At 59.9% G+C, this 19073-nt stretch carries 19 protein-coding genes; 11 read left to right on the forward strand and 8 right to left on the reverse strand.

The genetic code is table 11. The annotated features are described in order from the left end of the window. Positions 1-137: 137 nt before the first annotated feature. The 3 genes from INT12_RS20550 to gcl all read right to left on the reverse strand — a co-directional run bounded on the left by INT12_RS20550 (position 138) and on the right by gcl (position 3700). Positions 138-1028: a 2-hydroxy-3-oxopropionate reductase gene (locus INT12_RS20550; protein ID WP_046486391.1), complete on the reverse strand. Its 891-nt coding sequence runs from the start codon at positions 1026-1028 to the stop codon at positions 138-140. Positions 1029-1131: 103 nt separating this feature from the next. Then, positions 1132-1914 (reverse strand): hydroxypyruvate isomerase, encoded by a 783-nt coding sequence (gene hyi / locus INT12_RS20555; RefSeq protein ID WP_017849457.1) that lies wholly within the window; start codon positions 1912-1914, stop codon positions 1132-1134. A 10-nt stretch (positions 1915-1924) separates the two neighbouring features. Next, positions 1925-3700, reverse strand: coding sequence for a glyoxylate carboligase (gene gcl, locus INT12_RS20560; RefSeq protein ID WP_017849458.1), 1776 nt, complete (start codon positions 3698-3700; stop codon positions 1925-1927). Between the two features lie 266 nt (positions 3701-3966). On the opposite strand from gcl, the gene INT12_RS20565 reads away from it, so the two are divergent. Then, entirely contained in the window at positions 3967-4407 is a 441-nt protein-coding gene (locus INT12_RS20565; protein WP_046486389.1) for a GlcG/HbpS family heme-binding protein, read from the forward strand. Between the two features lie 135 nt (positions 4408-4542). Here INT12_RS20565 and INT12_RS20570 read toward each other — a convergent pair whose 3' ends face one another. Continuing rightward, the gene (locus tag INT12_RS20570) at positions 4543-5148 is read right to left on the reverse strand and encodes a TetR/AcrR family transcriptional regulator (RefSeq protein ID WP_102618953.1); all 606 of its coding nucleotides are present in this window, start codon (positions 5146-5148) and stop codon (positions 4543-4545) included. 283 nt (positions 5149-5431) lie between these two features. Between INT12_RS20570 and INT12_RS20575 the strand changes: the two genes are divergently transcribed. The 4 genes from INT12_RS20575 to INT12_RS20590 are packed head-to-tail and all read left to right on the forward strand — an operon-like array spanning position 5432 to position 8431. Continuing rightward, positions 5432-6184: a transporter substrate-binding domain-containing protein gene (locus INT12_RS20575; RefSeq protein ID WP_193058988.1), complete on the forward strand. Its 753-nt coding sequence runs from the start codon at positions 5432-5434 to the stop codon at positions 6182-6184. Between the two features lie 17 nt (positions 6185-6201). After that, on the forward strand, positions 6202-6918 hold the full coding sequence (locus tag INT12_RS20580) for an ABC transporter permease (RefSeq protein ID WP_057003708.1): 717 nt from the start codon (positions 6202-6204) through the stop codon (positions 6916-6918). After that, on the forward strand, positions 6915-7637 hold the full coding sequence (locus tag INT12_RS20585) for an ABC transporter permease (protein WP_193040322.1): 723 nt from the start codon (positions 6915-6917) through the stop codon (positions 7635-7637). The genes INT12_RS20580 and INT12_RS20585 overlap by 4 nt, the downstream gene beginning before the upstream one ends. Before the next feature lie 17 nt (positions 7638-7654). After that, on the forward strand, positions 7655-8431 hold the full coding sequence (locus INT12_RS20590; protein WP_102618955.1) for an amino acid ABC transporter ATP-binding protein: 777 nt from the start codon (positions 7655-7657) through the stop codon (positions 8429-8431). Between the two features lie 69 nt (positions 8432-8500). Here INT12_RS20590 and INT12_RS20595 read toward each other — a convergent pair whose 3' ends face one another. Together INT12_RS20595 and INT12_RS20600 are read right to left on the reverse strand one after the other, a co-directional pair. Further along, positions 8501-9289, reverse strand: coding sequence for a VacJ family lipoprotein (locus INT12_RS20595; protein WP_017846755.1), 789 nt, complete (start codon positions 9287-9289; stop codon positions 8501-8503). Then, entirely contained in the window at positions 9282-10580 is a 1299-nt protein-coding gene (locus INT12_RS20600; RefSeq protein WP_017846756.1) for a serine protein kinase PrkA, read from the reverse strand. The genes INT12_RS20595 and INT12_RS20600 overlap by 8 nt, the downstream gene beginning before the upstream one ends. Positions 10581-10816: 236 nt before the next feature. On the opposite strand from INT12_RS20600, the gene INT12_RS20605 reads away from it, so the two are divergent. Beyond that, positions 10817-11185, forward strand: coding sequence for a hypothetical protein (locus tag INT12_RS20605; protein ID WP_017846757.1), 369 nt, complete (start codon positions 10817-10819; stop codon positions 11183-11185). A gap of 94 nt (positions 11186-11279) precedes the next feature. On the opposite strand, the gene INT12_RS20610 is transcribed toward INT12_RS20605, so the two are convergent. After that, a complete protein-coding gene (locus INT12_RS20610) occupies positions 11280-12833 on the reverse strand; it encodes a glycosyl hydrolase family 17 protein (RefSeq protein ID WP_102618158.1) in 1554 nt (517 codons plus the stop codon). 331 nt (positions 12834-13164) lie between these two features. Here INT12_RS20610 and INT12_RS20615 point away from each other — a divergent pair, with 331 nt between their 5' ends. From INT12_RS20615 to INT12_RS20625, 3 genes are all read left to right on the forward strand, one after another. Beyond that, positions 13165-14016 carry a glycine betaine ABC transporter substrate-binding protein gene (locus tag INT12_RS20615; RefSeq protein WP_026139996.1) on the forward strand — a complete coding sequence of 284 codons (852 nt, stop codon included), beginning with the start codon at positions 13165-13167 and terminating at the stop codon, positions 14014-14016. Positions 14017-14275: 259 nt separating this feature from the next. Beyond that, the gene (locus INT12_RS20620; RefSeq protein ID WP_017846760.1) at positions 14276-14587 is read left to right on the forward strand and encodes a DUF485 domain-containing protein; all 312 of its coding nucleotides are present in this window, start codon (positions 14276-14278) and stop codon (positions 14585-14587) included. Then, positions 14584-16242, forward strand: a complete 1659-nt coding sequence (locus INT12_RS20625) for a cation acetate symporter (protein ID WP_017846761.1) — start codon at positions 14584-14586, stop codon at positions 16240-16242. Before INT12_RS20620 ends, INT12_RS20625 begins: the two co-directional genes overlap by 4 nt. Positions 16243-16680: 438 nt before the next feature. Here INT12_RS20625 and gltA read toward each other — a convergent pair whose 3' ends face one another. Next, a complete protein-coding gene (gene gltA / locus INT12_RS20630; RefSeq protein WP_193058989.1) occupies positions 16681-17970 on the reverse strand; it encodes a citrate synthase in 1290 nt (429 codons plus the stop codon). A 363-nt stretch (positions 17971-18333) separates the two neighbouring features. Between gltA and sdhC the strand changes: the two genes are divergently transcribed. Continuing rightward, complete coding sequence (sdhC, locus tag INT12_RS20635) at positions 18334-18708, forward strand: succinate dehydrogenase, cytochrome b556 subunit (protein WP_017846763.1); 375 nt, start codon at positions 18334-18336, stop codon at positions 18706-18708. After that, the gene (gene sdhD, locus INT12_RS20640; RefSeq protein ID WP_017846764.1) at positions 18702-19070 is read left to right on the forward strand and encodes a succinate dehydrogenase, hydrophobic membrane anchor protein; all 369 of its coding nucleotides are present in this window, start codon (positions 18702-18704) and stop codon (positions 19068-19070) included. The genes sdhC and sdhD overlap by 7 nt, the downstream gene beginning before the upstream one ends. Positions 19071-19073: the final 3 nt, after the last annotated feature.

Below are 19073 nucleotides of genomic sequence, written 5' to 3' on the forward strand. Positions count from 1 at the left end.
GCGATGTTGTGGGTCAGTTCCAGTGCCCGAGCGAGACGCATAAAAAAATCCGATGCCAGTGTAGGCATCGGATTTTGATTTTTTGCGGCCAAAGGTCAAGCGAGAAGGCTTAACTGATCGGCATTAAGCGGTGTGGGTTATTTGTCGCGAATCGAGAAGTTCGCCATATGCTCCAAGCCCTTGATCAGCGCCGAGTGGTCCCAGTTGCCGCCCCCGATCGCGGTGCAGGTGCTGAACACCTGTTGGGTGCCGGCGGTGTTCGGCAGGTTGATCCCCAGCTCCTTGGCCCCGGCCAGCGCCAGGTTGAGGTCCTTCTGGTGCAGGTTGATGCGAAAGCCCGGATCGAAGGTGCCCTTGATCATGCGTTCGCCGTGTACTTCAAGGATCTTCGACGAGGCGAAGCCGCCCATCAGCGCTTCACGCACCTTGGCCGGGTCGGCGCCGTTTTTCGCGGCGAACAGCAGCGCTTCGGCCACCGCCTGGATGTTCAGCGCGACGATAATCTGATTCGCCACTTTGGCTGTCTGGCCGTCGCCGTTGCCGCCGACCAGAGTGATGTTCTTGCCCATGCTCTGGAACAGCGGCAAGGCACGCTCGAAGGTCTGCGGCTCACCGCCGACCATGATGCTCAAGGTGCCAGCCTTGGCCCCGACTTCACCGCCGGACACCGGCGCATCGAGGTACTGCGCGCCGGTCTGGTTGATCCTGGCGGCAAAGGCCTTGGTGGCGGTGGGGGAGATCGAGCTCATGTCGATCACCACTTTGTTCGGCGACAGACCGGCGGCCACGCCATCGGCGCGGAACAGCACGTCATCGACCTGCGGGGTGTCGGGCACCATGACGATGATGAATTCGGCTTCCTGGGCGACGTGCTGCGGGGTGGCCAGCGCGATGGCGCCGGCGGCGATCAACTCGGCTGGCGCCTTGCCGTGATGCTCGGACAGGAACAGTTGGTGACCGGCTTTTTGCAGGTTGGCGGCCATGGGTTGGCCCATGATGCCGGTGCCGATGAATCCGATTTTAGCCATGAAGAAATCCTCTTTTTATTCGATAGAGCGCGGTCTGCCAAACACATGGGGTCCAAATGTGGGAGGGGGCTTGCTCCCACAGGTTGGTTTCGTGTTGTGCCTGTCACAGGGCGTTATGGGTCTTGAGCCAACCCAAACCCGCTTCGGTGGTGGTCAACGGCTTGTATTCACAGCCGACCCAACCCTGATAACCGATACGGTCCAAATGCTCGAACAGGAACCGATAGTTGATCTCCCCGGTCCCGGGCTCGTTGCGACCCGGGTTATCCGCCAGTTGGATGTGGTTGATCTCACCCAGGTGCGCAGCCAGGGTGCGGGCCAGATCGCCTTCCATGATTTGCATGTGGTAGATGTCGTATTGCAGGAACAGATTGGCGCTGCCCACCTGTTCGCGAATCGCCAGGGCCTGCGCGGTGTTGTTCAGGTAGAACCCAGGGATATCGCGGGTGTTGATCGCTTCCATCACCAGCTTGATACCCGCCGCTTGCAGCGTGTCGGCGGCGTATTTGAGGTTGGCGACAAAGGTCTTTTCTACAATGGCATCGTCCACGCCCTGCGGCCGGATGCCCGCCAGGCAGTTGACCTGGGTGTTGCCCAGCACCTGGGCGTAAGCGATGGCCAGGTCGACCCCGGCGCGGAACTCCTCGACCCGATCCGGGTGGCACGCCAGGCCCCGTTCGCCCTTGGCCCAATCGCCGGCCGGCAGGTTGAACAGCACCTGGGTCAAGCCATTGGCATCCAACTGCGCCTTGATTTCGGCAGAGCTGAATTCGTAGGGGAACAGGTATTCGACGCCTGCAAAGCCCGCATCGGCGGCCGCTTTGAAGCGAGCGAGAAACGCCTGTTCGGTGAACAGCATGGACAGGTTGGCGGCAAAGCGCGGCATAGGGTTCTCCTTAATCGAGCAGGGAAATGGCAGTCGGCGCATCGTTGCCGACCAGGGCCAGATCTTCGAATTCGTTGACGGCGTTGATCTCGGTGCCCATGGAAATATTGGTCACGCGCTCCAGAATAATCTCAACGATCACCGGAACCTTGAATTCTTCGAGCATTTCCTGGGCGCGGCGCAGTGCCGGCTGGATCTGGCCGGGCTCGAACACGCGCAGGGCCTTGCACCCCAGGCCTTCGGCGACGGCGACGTGGTCGACGCCATAGCCGTTGAGTTCCGGGGCGTTGAGGTTGTCGAAAGACAACTGCACGCAGTAGTCCATTTCGAACCCGCGCTGGGCCTGGCGGATCAGCCCCAGGTAGGAGTTGTTCACCACTACGTGGATATACGGCAGCTTGAACTGCGCGCCCACGGCCAGTTCTTCGATCATGAACTGGAAGTCATAGTCGCCGGACAGCGCCACCACCTTGCGGCTCGGGTCGGCCTTGACCACGCCGAGCGCCGCCGGGATGGTCCAGCCCAACGGGCCGGCTTGGCCGCAGTTGATCCAGTGACGCGGCTTGTAGACATGCAGGAATTGCGCGCCGGCAATCTGCGACAGGCCGATGGTGCTGACGTAGCAGGTGTCTTTGCCGAACACCTGGTTCATCTCTTCGTACACCCGTTGCGGCTTGACCGGCACGTTGTCGAAGTGGGTCTTGCGCTGCAGGGTGGCCTTGCGCTGCTGGCAGTCATGCAGCCAGGCGCTGCGGTCCTTGAGTTTGCCTGCGGCTTTCCACTCGCGGGCGACTTCGATGAACATCGTCAGTGCGGCCCCGGCGTCGGAAACGATGCCGAGGTCCGGGGTGAATACGCGGCCGATTTGCGTCGGTTCAATGTCGACGTGAATGAACGTGCGCCCCTCGGTGTACACCTCCACTGAACCGGTGTGGCGGTTGGCCCAGCGGTTGCCGATGCCGAGCACCACGTCGGCTTTCAGCAGCGTCGCGTTGCCATAACGGTGCGACGTTTGCAGGCCGACCATGCCTACCATCTGCGGGTGATCGTCGGGGATGGTGCCCCAGCCCATCAAGGTCGGGATCACCGGGATGCCGGTCAACTCGGCGAACTCCACCAGCAGGTCGCTGGCATCGGCATTGATCACGCCGCCACCGCTCACCAGCAGCGGGCGTTCGGCCTGGTCGAGCAGGGCCAGGGCTTTTTCCACCTGGATGCGCGTGGCCAGCGGTTTGGCCAGGGGTAGCGGCTGGTAGGCGTCGATGTCGAATTCGATCTCGGCCATCTGCACGTCGAACGGCAGGTCGATCAGCACCGGGCCAGGGCGGCCGGAGCGCATTTCATAAAAGGCCTTCTGGAACGCATACGGCACCTGGCCGGGTTCGAGGACCGTGGTCGCCCACTTGGTCACCGGCTTGACGATGCTGGTGATGTCCACGGCCTGGAAATCTTCCTTGTGCATCCGCGCCCGGGGGGCCTGGCCGGTGATGCACAGGATCGGAATCGAGTCGGCCGAGGCGCTGTACAGGCCGGTGACCATGTCGGTGCCCGCCGGGCCCGATGTGCCGATGCACACGCCGATATTGCCGGCCTTGGTGCGGGTGTAGCCCTCGGCCATGTGCGAGGCGCCTTCAACATGGCGAGCAAGGACGTGATCGATGCCACCGACCTTCTGCAAGGCCGAATACAGCGGGTTGATCGCGGCGCCTGGGATACCGAAGGCGGTGTCTACCCCTTCACGACGCATCACCAGAACGGCGGCTTCGATTGCTCTCATTTTGCTCATTGTTTTGGTGCCTCTTGCGTTTTGTAATTGTATACAAGTGGTGTTTGGTCGAAGTGTATTCACGGCAAGCGCCACAGGTCAATGCATTTTATTCAGTAGCCTTTGCGTTCGTCGGAAGGTCTTTGTAGGGTATTTTTTCGACATTCGGTAGGTTTTCGCGAAAATGTTGTATACAAAAAATAACTCTATTGTGTTCTATTTGTCGCATCCGGTATCTGTTCCAACAGAGCCCACGGCTTTCCCATAACAAGATAAGGACGGCACCCATGAGCGCTTTAACCTTGAAAGTCGCAGTCAACCTGGCCGGCCAGGCCCTCGCCGCAGGCCGTACCATTGCCTCGGCGCCGCTGACCATTGCCGTGCTGGACGGCGGCGGCCACCTGATCACCCTGCAACGGGACGACGGCGCCAGCCTGCTGCGCCCGCAGATCGCCATTGGCAAGGCCTGGGGTGCGATTGCCCTGGGCAAAGGCTCACGCTTGCTCGCGCTGGATGCGCAGCAACGCCCGGCGTTTATCGCCGCAGTGAACAGCTTGGGGCAGGGCAGCGTGGTGCCGGCGCCGGGCGGGGTGTTGATTCGGGATCAGGAAGGGCTGGTGCTGGGGGCGATCGGGATCAGCGGGGACACATCGGATATTGATGAGCAGTGTGCGATCACGGCGATTGAAGCGCTGGGTTTGTGGGCGGATGCGGGGGTGTCAGCCTGATTTTTGGATGACTGTCAGGGCCTTATCGGGAGCAAGCTCCCTCCCACCTTTGACTGTGTTCACACATTTCTATTTGTGAATACCGTCAAATGTGGGAGGGAGCTTGCTCCCGATTGCCACAGACGCCTCGGTGTTTTAGTCCGGCGCACAGCCCTTGAGCACCAACCGAATAATCGTCTGCGCCGCCGCCTCGTAATCCGCTTCATCCAGCTTGTCTTTACCCGTCACCGCCGAAATCTGCCAATCAAAATCCGCATACGTCTGGGTCGCGGCCCAGATGCTGAACATCAAGTGATTGGGATCGATCGGCGCAATCAACCCACGGTCCACCCAATGCTGGATGCACTGGATATTGTGCTTGGCCTGGGCGTTGAGTTGCTCGACCTGTTCGGCGCTCAGGTGCGGGGCGCCGTGCATGATTTCGCTGGCGAACACCTTGGAGGCGAAGGGCAGGTCGCGGGAGATGCGGATTTTCGAGCGGATGTAGTTGCTCAGTACCGCCGCAGGCTCACCCTCCGGGTTGAACGGCGTCGAGGCTGCCAGGATCGGCTCGATGATGCTCTCGAGCACTTCGCGGTAGAGGTTGTCCTTGGACTTGAAGTAGTAGTAGACGTTGGGCTTGGGCAGCCCGGCCTTGGCGGCGATGTCGCTGGTTTTGGTCGCGGCGAAGCCCTTGTCGGCAAACTCCTCGCTCGCCGCCCGCAGGATCTTTTCTTTGTTGCGCTCGCGAATGCTGCTCATAAACCAGAGGGTTCCTTGCCATGACAGGCGGTTGCGCATGGTAGCACCGGCCATCCGCGAGCCTCAACAATGTGCCCGCGACACTCTTGGGGTCGATCGTGCATCCCGGTTTTGGCCTACAAAAAACTCGGAAATAGACTATCTGTAAAATATAGACGAATTGTTTAGGTTGGCGTAGTGTCCGCTGGGTCAGTGACTGAGCCTGCGTCAATCACCCGTGTTCCTTCGGGTTAGCCAGGCCTCAGGCACTACGCAGAATAAAAATAATTCGGTAGGTGCCTTCATGAAACAGGTCAAACAGACGCTCTATGCCGTAACGATCACCCTCGGGCTGTTGTCGGTGGCCCATGCGCAGCCGCTGCGTTTCGCCACCGAGGGTGCTTATCCGCCTTTCAACTATGTGGACTCGAATAACCAACTGCGTGGTTTTGACGTCGATATGGCGAACGCCCTGTGCGCCAGGCTCGGCGTCGAATGCACGATTGTTGCCCAGGACTGGGAAGGCATCATCCCGGGCCTGCTTGCGAAAAAGTACGACGCGATCATCGCCTCGATGGCCATCACCGAAGAGCGCCAGAAGACCGTCAGCTTCACCCAGCCCTACAACCGCACGCGCATGGTTCTGGCAGTGCCCAGGGGCAGCGACATTCAGGACGCCGCGCCGGCCACGTTGGCCGGCAAGACGGTCGGCGCTCAGTCGTCGTCCACCCAGGGTATCTACAACCAGGATGTCTATGGCGCCAATGGTGCGCGGGTCAAGTTGTACGTCGGCCAGGATGAGGCCAACAGCGACCTGCTCAACGGCCGCCTGGATGCGGTGGTCAACGACAGCGCGCCAATGCAGGAGTGGTTGAAGAACACCGACCCGCAGTGTTGCCGGGTGCTGGCTATCCCCGGTACGCAAAGCGACGCCGGTATTGCCGTGCGCAAGGCAGATGAGGCGTTGCGCGCCAGGATGAACCAGGCCATCGCGGACGTGATCGCCGACGGCACGTATCGACAGCTCAAGTTGGCCCATGGCCTTGAGGATGATTAAGCGCGGGGGCGTCTTCCATGTTCGAGTCATTAGGGTTGTTGTCGTTGGGCGCCGGTGGTTGGGGCGGCGCGCTGCTGGCGGGCGCAGGGGTCACGATGGCGCTGGCATTGGCGTGTGTGCCGCTGGGGTTGCCATTGGGGTTGTTGGTGGCGCTGTGCAGCAGATCGGCAAATACCACGGTGAGGGCGATGGCTGCGCTGTTCTCCACCTGTTTTCGTGGCCTGCCGGAGTTGCTGACGTTATTGATCGTGTATTACGGCATCCAGATCGCGCTGCAGAAGTTCCAGGCGTATTGGGGCGGTTCGGCCGAGTTTGGCATCAACGCGTTCGTGGCGGCGGTGATCGCGTTCAGCCTGGTGCTGGCGGCCTTTTCCAGCGAGGTATGGCTGGGGGCGTTGAAGACCGTGGCGCGCGGCCAGTACGAAGGCGCCCAGGCACTGGGCTTGAGCCGCAGGCACACGTTTTTCAAGGTGGTGCTGCCGCAGGTGATGAGGATCGCCTTGCCGGGGCTTTCGAACAACTGGTTGAGCCTGCTCAAGGACACGGCGTTGGTGTCGACCATTTCCCTGGTGGACCTGATGCGCCAGACCAGCCTGGCGGTGAACGCCACCAAGGAACCGATGCTGTTTTATCTGGCGGCGTGTGGCCTGTACCTGCTGCTGTCGTCGATGTCGGGGTTTTGCATCGCGCAGCTTGAAAAGCACTACGGCCAGGGTCGGGAGCGTGCCTCATGATGGGGGGCGAGCGTTTTGTCGAGTGGCTCGGGCTTGAACTGCTTCAGCGCTACGGTGCGCAGTTGTTCGATGGCTTGTTGCTGACCCTGCAATTGGTGGCGATATCCAGCAGCGCCGGGATGGTGCTTGGCGTGCTGTTGGCGTTGGGCAGGACTTCACGCTGGCGTTTATTGCAGTACGGGTGCAGGGCCTATCTCTACTTTTTCAGGGGCTCTCCGTTGTTGGCGCAGTTGTTCCTGATCTATTACGGCTTGGGTTCCTTCCACGGTTTCTGGCGCGACCTTGGCCTGTGGGGCTGGTTCGGCGACCCGTGGTTTTGCGCTGTGCTGGCGTTCACCTTGAATACGGCGGCCTATCAGGCCGAGATCTTTCGCGGCGGGTTGCTCTCCGTGCCCCGTGCCCACTATGAAGCCGCGACGGTGTTGGGGTTGAGCCGCACCACCACGTTTTTCAAGGTGACCTTGCCGCAGGTGCTCATCGTGACAGTGGGGCCACTGGGCAATGAACTGATTTTGATCATCAAGGCCAGCGCGATTGTGTCGCTGGTGACCTTGCTGGATTTGATGGGCGTGGCCAAGTTGGCGTTCTCACGCACTTTTGATTTCCAGGTGTATGTGTGGGTGGCGCTGGTCTACCTGCTGGTGGTCGAGTGTGTCCGGCGAGCGGTGAACCGGATCAATCGTCGACTCACCCGCCACATGCGGCCAACTGACGAATGATAAGGAAGGGTGGATACATGGGGTCATCAGGGGAGTTTGAGCGGTCGATCTGCGCGCCTGCGCCGGTGGTGATCGACGTCGAAGGGCTGAGTAAATGGTACGGCCCATACCAGGTGCTGCACGGTATCGACCTGCGCGTGGTGCAGGGCGAGCGGATTGTGCTGTGCGGCACCTCGGGCTCCGGCAAGTCCACGTTGATCCGTTGCCTCAATCGTCTGGAACCGGCGCAGCAGGGCCGAATCCAGGTGCTGGGCGCCGACTTGAGCGCTTCGCCGACGCTCTACCGCGCGGCCTTGCGTGAGGTCGGCATGGTGTTTCAGGGCTTCAACCTGTTTCCGCACCTGACCGTCTTGCAAAACTGCATGCTGGCGCCGATGTCCGTGCGCGGCATGCCCCGCGACAGCGCGCAGGACCAGGCGATGGCGCTGCTGAAAAAAGTCGGGATCGATCAACACTGGAAAAAATACCCGGCGCAATTGTCGGGCGGCCAACAGCAGCGGGTCGCGATAGCCAGGGCATTGTGCATGACCCCGAAAATCATGCTGTTCGATGAGCCGACGTCGGCACTGGACCCGGAGGCTGTCGGCGAGGTGCTGGACGTGATGGTCATGCTCGCCGAAAGTGGCATGACCTTGCTCTGCGTCACCCACGAAATGGGCTTTGCCCGGCAAGTCGCCGGGCGTGTGCTGTTTCTCGATGGCGGGCGGATCATCGAAGACCAGCCGCCGGAGGCGTTTTTCACTGCGCCACGCACACCTCGCGCGCAAGCGTTTCTGGCGCAGGTGCTGGGGTAGGCGGCTGGTATCGAGCAGGCAAAAAAGCCATTCGAGCGCGTCGAATGGCTTTTTTACCGCGCGCCGCGCTTATTCGGCAATCTGCAACTTGCGCGATTCCGTATAGATGTAGCGCACCTTTTCGTACTCGAACGGCGAGTTCAACTGACCGTAGCGGAAGCTGGTCTGGTAACGCTTGTCGACCACGCGCAGGGCCCAGATCTCCGGATGGTTGGAGCTGACTTCGGAGACGTTCAGGAAGTTGATCTGCGATTCGGCGCTGTAGTCGACCACCAGGCCGCTGGTATCGCGCAGGTTCGATGGGCCCAGGATCGGCAGCACCAGATAGGCGCCGCCAGGCACGCCATAGAAACCCAGGGTCTGGCCGAAGTCTTCGCTCTGGCGCGGCAGGCCCATGGCGGTAGCCGGGTCCCACAGCCCGGCGATGCCGATGGTGGTGTTGAGCAGCAGGCGCCCGGTGGTTTCCAGGGAGCGGTGACCCTTGAGTTGCAACAGGCTGTTCAACAGATTGGGCACATCGCCCAGGTTGTTGAAGAAATTGCTTACGCCGGTACGCAGGAAGCTCGGCGTGACGTAGCGGTAACCGTCGACCACCGGCAGGAACACCCATTGGTCGAAGCGGTAGTTGAAGTGGTAAACGCGACGGTTCCACGATTCCAGCGGGTCGTACACGTTGAGGGCGGTCAGTGACGAGCGTTCGAATTCGCGCTGGTCCAGGCCCGGGTTGAACTTGAGCTTGCTCAGCGGCTCCTTGAAGCCGTCGGCACCCACGACGGTGGGCGCGTGAGCCTTGCTGTTGTCGGCATTGGCCACGCTTGCGCACATCAGGGCGGCAAGCAGCAGAAGATATTTAGCCACGGAAAAACTCCAGCATGGCGTCGGCGTTGACGCGGTAATTGAGGTTGCCGCAATGGCCGCCCAGCGGGTAGACAGTCAAGCGATCGCCGAAGGTTTGACGCAGGAAGCCGAGGTCGCCCGGGCCGAGGATCAAGTCGTCGGCGTTATGCATGACGGCGATTTTCGGGCTGGTGTGCAGGTAGTCCTTGAGGGCGTACAGGCTGACCTGATCGACCAATTGCAACAGGCTGCCGCCATCGGAACGGGCGCGCCACATCGGGATGACCTGTTCGGTGAGGTAGCAATCGAAGTCACATTGCAGCGCGCGCTTGAGGAACGGCGTGAGGCTGGTGCCTTCGGTGATCGGGTACTTCGGCGGGATGATCAGGCCGCGGCGGTTGATCAGATCCGAGGTGAACGCGATGTCGGCCGCCGAAAAACGGAACGTGGTGCCGATCAGCATGGCCATCTGTTCGTTGGTCAGGTGCTGCTTGGAGTTCTGGAAGTCGTAGAGCAGGGCGTCGTTAAGGTCGATGTAGCCCTTTTGCTGGAAGTAGCGGGTCAGCTTGTTCAACACCAGTTCATAAAAGGTCGTGGTGTTGTTGATGCCCTTGACCTCGGTCTGCACCAGCTTGTCGAGGTTGGTGATCGAGGTGTACAGGTTGACCGGCGGGTTGAGCAGCAGCACTTTCTTGAAGTTGAAGCTGCGGCGGGTTTCGTCGAGCTTGCTGACAAAGGCCGCATCCAGCGCACCGAGGCTGTAGCCGCTGAGGTAAAAGTCGGTGACCGGCAGTGAGGCGTTCTGCGCGCGCACTGCTTGCATCACGCGGTACATGTCTTTGGCGTCTTCCTGGGTGATACCCGGCGTGGCGAAGCGCGAGGCGGCGCTCATGAAGTCGAAGCTGGTCGGCGATGACAGTTGCACGACGTGGTAGCCGGCCTGGTAGTACAGTTTTTTCAGGTATTCGTTGATGCTGCTGTCGAACCGCGCACCGGTGCCCGAGATCAGGAAGATCAGCGGCGCGGCGCGGTCTTGCTTGGCGATGCGGTAGGTGAGTTTCTTCACTGCCCAGAAGTTGTCGGGCAGGCTGAATTCGCGCTCGGGACGCATGTTCAGGGTGTAGTCGGACTGGTTGATTTCGTCGTCGCTCGGCAAGCTGGGCCGAAGGTCAGGCGGCGTGGTGGCGATGGTCGCTTCGAACGGGTTGGTCAAAGGGAAGCCATAGCTGGCCTGGTCGATGTCGACGGCCAGTGCTGACGCACTCAAAAAAAGGCTGCCCAGCAAGGCAGCGCAGCGCAAGGAACGGAGCATGACTTAATCCCTAAGAGGAAACGTGCTGAATGAAGTTCGCAGGCTATGACCACCGCGTTGCCACCGAAGTGCCAGCCATCGGCACGAAAAGTCGGATAAAAAACGTCGGAGTCGGGGTAATAGTAGGCAGAAGATACACTTTGCCGCGTATTGATGGACACTTATCTGCGTACACATCTTGCTAACGGCCACCGGGGGATTAAGCTGAGCGCCGTTTTTGCCTATCGGAGTGTTCCATGTCCCGCCGCTTGCCGCTGACCCTACTGCTCATTGCCTTGCCGTTATGGCTGGCCGCCAGTTATGCCGCGCGTTACGGCTTCATGGAGGATGGCCGGTGGGTCGGCATTTGCGCGGATGAAGCCAGCCGTTGGGAATGCCAGGTGCGTTCGAACCTGGGCTTGATGATTCACTTCCAGGTGATGGGCTGGGCTGCGCTGATCGCGTCGGTGCTGGCGTTTTTCGTGCCGGGCCGTGCGGGGTGGGGGTTGGCGGTGCTGGGGCTGGTGTTCGGGTTGCCGGCGTTGGCGTTGTACAACACCACATTTGCGGTGTTTGCGGTGGTGATTGCCGGGTTGCGCTTGGTCCGCAAGCCACGGGCGGCCTGATAGGGCCAATCGGGGGGCAAGTCGAATCGTCGCACCGCCCCTTCCACATGGGAACGCGTTCCAAATGTGGGAGGGGCTTGCCCCGATGGCACTCTTAAGCCTTGCGCATCCGCAAGCACCGCCACAAAGCCACAACCATCAACCCACTGACCAGCGCCCAACCCCATGCCTGCTGGTTCAACAGACCTTCGCGGAACAGCTGCGGCGCAATGCCAGCACCGATGATAAAGGCCAGTAGGGCAATTTCCCGACGTGGCCCGGTCACCGGGCGAATCAGATAGACCAGGGCAGGCAGCACCAGCGCCGCACTTGGGAAGCTGCGGTAGCGCGGGTCAAACACCAGCGCCAGCATCATCACCGCGCCAGCGAACCCGGCGATTGCCACCAGCCAGCCCGCGCGCGGTTCCAGCCAGTTGAACGCCCGCTCGCGCCAACCCTCGCGGCTGCTCAAGGCCAGGGCCGCATGTGCCAGTACCAGCAGGTTCAACGCGACCAGCAGCCCCGCCCACACCCATTCATCATTGAAGCGTGCGGTTACGCGGGTCAGTTCGGCCCAGGTGCCGATGGAACAGGCGGCGACGGCCCCGAGCAGCGGCAGCAGCCAGGCGGCGCGCACGCTGCGCACTCGCCCGCCGAGCGCCAGGGTGCCCAGCAGGATGAGTCCACCGACTCCCAGCCACAGTGGCCAGTACGGTACGTTGGTCACTGGGCCTGCGAGGATGCCTTTGTCCTGGCGATCGGCATCGAACAAGCCCCAGTAGCCGCCGACAGCGCCTTCACTGGCACGCTTCCACGGCTGGTCGAAGGCTTCGATCAGGTTGTAGTGCCAGCCATTGGCTTCGGCCATGGCCACGAAACCGCGCATGAACTTGGCCTCATTGACCCGGCTCGGCACCGCGGTTTCACGCTGGCGGCCTTCGCTGGGCCAGCCGGTCTCGCCGATCATTACGTCCTTGGGCGCGAATTTATTGCCGAAGGTCTGGCGCACGTCACCGACATGCTTGAGCGCCTGGTCGATTCCCGAGGGGGCGTCTTCCCAGTACGGCAGCAAGTGGATGGTCAGGAAATCCACCGCCGGGGCAATTTCCGGGTGTTGCAGCCAGAACTCCCAGACGTCGGCATACGTGACCGGCTGCTTGATCTGGCTTTTGACCTTATGGATCAGCTTCACCAACTGTGCGGCCGTGACTTCCTTGCGCAGCAGGGTTTCGTTACCGACGATCACCGAAGTCACCACGTCGGCGTTGGCGTTGGCCGAGGCGATCAAGGCGTCGACTTCTTTTTCGGTGTCGACCGGGTTGCCGTTGACCCAGGCGCCGATCATCAGTTTCAGCCCGTGCTTGCGCGCCAGGTCCGGCAAGGCTTCCAGGCCGGTCATGGAGTAGGTGCGGATGCATTCGAAGCGGGTGGCCAGCAGGGCCAGGTCGGCGTCCATGCGCTCGGGGCGCAGCTTGAACGGCTGGTCGAACGGTGATTGGTCCTTGTCGAACGGTGTGTAGGAGGCGCATTGCAGTTTGTGGCTGGCGCTGGCCACGTCCGGCAGCACCACTGGCCGGCCGAGGCCATACCAGTACCCGACCAGCGCAAGCAGGCCGAGGATCAAGGCGAATAAATAGGGCAGGGCAGGGAAGCGGGCAGTTGCGGGCATGGTCGGCTTATCTGGGGAGCAAAGGCGCGCATCTTACCCGGATTTGTCGCGTCCCAGTGGGGCTGCATGATTTAGACATGCAAAGTTCGGGCGGGGTATGAGGTGAGCGTCCCATAACAGCGATAGCTGGCGATGTGATGTCGTTTCTTGCTTACCTGAGGTCGCTGACAGAGCAGGACAAAGGCCCCGGCAGGTTGATGATCGAAGTATCAGCACTCCACTGATGTCGTTGCCGCCGGATCGATGCGCGTGAAGGGGGCGTGGCGCACCACATAACAACAGGTTGACGTCGCTCGACATCCGTCGGGCGCAGCACTTTCGGGGAAGTACGATGAAGATGCGACGACTCTTGGGCGCAGTTGCCACTCTGGTAGTTGCGATGAGCTCCACACTGGCCAGCGCCGACAGCAAAACCCTGAGCATCGGCTACGTGGACGGTTGGTCCGACAGCGTTGCCACCACTCATGTGGCGGCAGAAGTGATCAAGGCAAAGCTCGGTTATGACGTCAAGTTGCAAGCGGTCGCCACCGGGATCATGTGGCAGGGTGTTGCCACCGGCAAGCTCGACGCCATGCTCTCTGCCTGGCTACCCGTGACCCACGGTGAATACTGGGCCAAGAACAAGGACAAGGTGGTCGACTACGGCCCCAACTTCAAGGATGCGAAGATCGGCCTGATCGTGCCGGAGTACGTCAAGGCCAAGTCCATCGAAGACCTCAAGACCGACACCACCTTCAAGAACAAGATCGTCGGTATCGACGCCGGTTCAGGCGTGATGCTCAAGACCGACGAAGCGATCAAGGCCTATGGCCTGGACTACAAGCTGCAAGCCAGCTCCGGTGCCGCGATGATCGCCGAACTGACCCGCGCCGAAGACAAGCAGGAATCCATTGCAGTCACCGGGTGGGTGCCGCACTGGATGTTCGCCAAGTGGAAACTGCGGTTCCTGGACGATCCAAAAGGGATCTATGGCGCTGCTGAAACCGTCAACAGCATCGGTAGCAAGGGCCTGGAGAAGAAAGCCCCGGACGTCGTGGCGTTCCTGAAGAAATTCCAATGGGCTTCCAAGGACGAAATCGGTGAAGTCATGCTCGCCATCCAGGAGGGCGCCAAGCCCGATGCAGCCGCCAAGGACTGGGTTGCCAAGCACCCTGAGCGGGTTGCCGAGTGGCTCGCCAAGTAACCCCCCTTTGATGTAACCCTCTGTGGGAGGGGGCTTGCCCCCGATAGCGATGGATCAGTCAGATCATCAGCGACTGACACACCGCAATCGGGGGCAAGCCCCCTCCCACATTATTTTCGCCGCCCGCAAATGTTTCTGCGCCCTCGCAAACCCTCGCTACACTCCCTCTAATACTAAGGTCGTCTGGAACCTGCCCCGTAGCCGCATACAGTGGCTATTGTTTCAATAATAACAAAGCTGTGCTGCGAGGATAAAAACAATGAACGACAGCATTTACCTCTCGATTCAAAACAGCCCGCGCTTCAAGGAGCTGGTTAGAAAAAGGGAAAGGTTCGCCTGGATTCTCTCGGCGATCATGCTAGGGCTTTACTCCGGATTCATCCTGTTGATTGCCTACGGGCCACAATTGCTGGGAGCTAAGATCAGCTCCACTTCGTCCATCACCTGGGGAATCCCTATCGGTGTCGGGCTGATTCTATCGGCCTTTGTCCTCACTGCGATCTACGTGCGACGCGCCAACGGCGAATTCGACGATCTGAACAATGCGATTCTCAAGGAGGCTGCGCAATGATCCGTCGTCTATTGGCTGTACTGGGTGCTTCGGTCTTCGCGCCTGCTATATGGGCGGGGGAGGCGTTGACCGGTGAAGTGCAAAAACAACCGCTGAATATTCCAGCGATCCTGATGTTCGTGGTCTTTGTCGGCGCGACGTTGTGCATTACCTACTGGGCGTCCAAGCGCAACAACTCGGCGGCCGACTATTATGCGGCCGGCGGCAAGATCACCGGTTTCCAGAACGGCCTGGCGATTGCCGGCGACTATATGTCGGCCGCGTCCTTCCTGGGTATTTCCGCACTGGTATACACCTCCGGCTACGACGGCCTGATCTACTCGATCGGCTTCCTGGTGGGCTGGCCGATCATTCTGTTCCTGATCGCCGAGCGCCTGCGTAACCTGGGTAAATACACCTTTGCCGACGTGGCGTCCTACCGCCTCGGACAAACCCAGATCCGCAGCCTGTCGGCTTGCGGTTCGCTGGTGGTGGTGGCGTTCTACCTGATCGCGCAGATGGTAGGCGCGGGCAAGTTGATCCAGCTGCTGTTCGGCCTTGATTACCACGTAGCGGTGATCATGGTGGGTGTCCTGATGTGCCTGTACGTGCTGTTCGGCGGCATGCTGGCGACCACCTGGGTGCAGATCATCAAGGCTGTGTTGCTGCTGTCCGGCGCCACATTCATGGCAGTCATGGTGATGAAGCACGTCAACTTCGACTTCAGCACGCTGTTTTCCGAGGCGATCAAGGTTCACCCTAAAGGTGAAGCGATCATGAGCCCTGGCGGTCTGGTGAAAGATCCGGTCTCCGCGTTCTCCCTGGCCCTGGCACTGATGTTCGGTACCGCCGGCCTGCCGCACATCCTGATGCGCTTCTTCACCGTGAGCGACGCCAAGGAAGCGCGCAAGAGCGTGTTGTACGCCACTGGTTTCATCGGCTACTTCTACATCCTGACCTTCATCATCGGTTTCGGCGCGATCCTGCTGGTCAGCACCAACCCGGCGTTCAAGGATGCTGCAGGCGCCTTGCTCGGTGGTAACAACATGGCGGCGGTTCACCTGGCCAACGCGGTGGGTGGCAGTATCTTCCTGGGCTTCATCTCGGCTGTGGCGTTTGCCACCATCCTCGCGGTGGTTGCGGGCTTGACCCTGGCCGGTGCTTCGGCGGTGTCCCATGACCTGTATGCCAGCGTGATCAAGAAAGGCAAGGCCAACGACAAAGAGGAGATTCGCGTCTCGAAGATCACCACTATCGCCTTGGCGGTGCTGGCAATCGGTCTGGGTATCCTGTTTGAAAGCCAGAACATTGCGTTCATGGTCGGCCTGGCGTTCTCTATCGCTGCCAGCTGTAACTTCCCGGTGTTGCTGCTTTCCATGTACTGGAAAAACCTCACCACCCGTGGCGCAATGATTGGCGGCTGGCTCGGGTTGGTCAGTGCTGTGGGCCTGATGGTCCTGGGGCCGACCATCTGGGTGTCGATCCTGCATCACGAAAAAGCCATCTTCCCGTATGAGTACCCTGCGCTGTTCTCGATGTTCATCGCGTTCGTCAGCATCTGGTTCTTCTCCATCACCGACAAGTCGGCGGCGGCAGTCAAGGAACGGGCGCTGTACTTCCCGCAGTTTGTGCGTTCGCAGACTGGCCTGGGGGCGAGTGGGGCGGTTTCTCACTAAGGTTGTAGCTCAATAGGAAATGCCCCGGTCGATAGGCTGGGGCATTTTTTTTGGCTGGAGTTTTGTGGTGGCTGGGCCATTGCTATCGGGAGCAAGCTCCCTCCCACAGTTGGTTGCATTCCAAGGTGGGTAGTTGGTCAGGTTTGGGGGGGGCTTAATAGGAAATGCCCCGGTCGATAGGCTGGGGCATTTTTTTTGGCTGGAGTTTTGTGGTGGCTGGGCCATTGCTATCGGGGGCAAGCCCCCTCCCACAGTTGATTGCATTCCAAGGTGGGTAATTGGTCAGGTTTGGGGGCTTAATAGGACGTGTCCCGGTCGATAGGCTGGGGGCTTGCTCCCGATAGCTGAATTTCAGACAAAACAGTTTCTTGGTTCTTGCACAAATAAAAACGGCCTCCATGAAGGAGGCCGCTTTTTTATTGCGCGTCAGTCAGATGCTTACTTGCGATCTTCCAACTTGGTAATGTCACGCGACTCGTAGCCGGTGTACAGCTGGCGCGGGCGGCCAATCTTGTACGGGCTGGAGAGCATTTCTTTCCAGTGGGAGATCCAGCCCACGGTCCGCGCCAGGGCGAAGATCACGGTGAACATGCTGGTTGGAATGCCGATCGCCTTGAGGATGATCCCCGAGTAGAAGTCGACGTTCGGGTACAGCGAGCGTTCGATGAAGTACGGGTCGGTCAGAGCGATCTCTTCCAGGCGCATGGCCAGTTCGAGTTGCGGATCGTTCTTGATGCCCAGTTCCCTCAACACTTCGTAGCAGGTCTTCTTCATGACGGTGGCGCGCGGGTCGCGGTTCTTGTAGACCCGGTGACCGAAGCCCATCAACTTGAACGGATCGTTCTTGTCTTTGGCCTTGGCGATGTATTTGTCGATGTTCGAGACATCGCCGATTTCATCGAGCATGGTCAATACGGCTTCGTTCGCACCGCCGTGGGCAGGGCCCCACAGCGCGGCGATACCAGCGGCGATACAGGCGAACGGGTTGGCACCCGAAGAGCCGGCCAGACGCACGGTAGAGGTGGAGGCGTTCTGCTCGTGGTCGGCATGGAGGATGAAGATCCGGTCCATTGCCTTGGCGAGCACCGGGCTGATCGGTTTGATCTCGCACGGGGTGTTGAACATCATGTGCAGGAAGTTTTCCGCGTAAGTCAGGTCGTTGCGCGGGTACATCATGGGTTGCCCCATGGAGTACTTGTAAACCATTGCGGCCAGGGTCGGCATCTTGGCAACCAGGCGGATCGCGGAAATTTCGCGATGCTGCGGGTTATTGATGTCGAGGGAGTCGTGATAGAAGGCCGACAGGGCGCCGACCACGCCGCACATGACGGCCATCGGGTGGGCGTCGCGACGGAAGCCGTTGAAGAACGTCTTCAACTGCTCGTGAACCATGGTGTGGTTCTTTACAGTACTGACAAACTGGGCTTTCTGCTCGGCGGTTGGCAACTCGCCATTTAGTAGCAGATAGCAGGTTTCCAGGTAGTCCGATTTCTCAGCCAGTTGCTCGATCGGGTAGCCCCGATGCAGCAAAATGCCATTATCGCCATCAATATAGGTAATCTTCGACTCGCATGAGGCGGTCGACATGAAACCTGGGTCGAAAGTGAAACGGCCCGTGGCCGTCAGGCCCCGTACGTCGATAACATCAGGACCAACGGTGCCGGTTAAAATGGGCAGCTCGACGGGGGCTGCGCCCTCGATGATCAACTGCGCTTTTTTGTCAGCCATGTGGCCTCCTATTTATGCTTCAAATCATCAGACAGACCCCCCACGCAGGGCCCGCACCACTATAGTGAGATAAATTCAGATGTCAATTTGCCTAAAGTCTTGCCCCAGAAGGCTTTAACCGGACTTTTTCCTCGAAATTTACCGCCATTTACGCCTTTTATCCTGCCAACGCAATGCGCTATTAGGGTGAGGTCAGCGCGTTGTCATTAGTAACCTAACTGTCTATACTCGGCCACCGACCGCCAAGGGCTTTTGGGCTTGCTTTCATTGGGGGTCGCACTCCCTGGGTGGTGTTACCTGACCAGTCCGCTCCCCAACAACTTTGCCCTGATTGTTAGGGGCTCTTCAGTGTGAAAAAAAGCCGTGAATAGCCAACGACCTGTAAACCTAGACCTAAGGACCATCAAACTCCCCATCACCGGCGTTACGTCGTTCCTGCACCGTGTTTCCGGCATCATCCTCTTCCTGGGCCTGGGCTTCATGCTTTATGCATTGAGCAAATCCCTGGGTTCCGAGGAAGGTTATGCCGAGGTGAAGGCATGCTTGACCAGTCCGCTGGCCAAGTTCGTAGCATGGGGCCTCTTGTCCGCTCTGCTGTATCACTTGGTAGCCGGCGTGCGCCACTTGATCATGGATATGGGCATCGGTGAGACGCTGGAAGGCGGCCGCCTGGGCTCGAAAATCGTCATCGCCGTTTCCGTGGCGCTGATCGTTCTGGCAGGAGTTTGGATATGGTAACCAGCGTAACGAATCTGTCGCGTTCGGGCCTCTATGACTGGATGGCACAGCGTGTGTCTGCGGTCGTTCTCGCGGCTTATTTCATTTTCCTGATCGGATACCTCGTCGCCAATCCGGGCATCGGCTATGAGCAATGGCATGGCCTGTTTTCCCACAATGCGATGCGAATCTTCAGTCTGCTGGCCCTTGTAGCCCTGGGCGCTCACGCCTGGGTCGGCATGTGGACCATTTCGACCGACTACCTGACGCCGATGGCGCTGGGCAAGTCTGCGACAGCAGTACGGTTTCTCTTCCAGGCAGTATGCGGCGTCGCGATGTTCGCTTACTTCGTCTGGGGTGTGCAGATTCTTTGGGGTATCTGATCC

The organism is Pseudomonas sp. K8 (assembly GCF_014889455.1).
GTDB lineage: Bacteria > Pseudomonadota > Gammaproteobacteria > Pseudomonadales > Pseudomonadaceae > Aquipseudomonas > Aquipseudomonas veronii.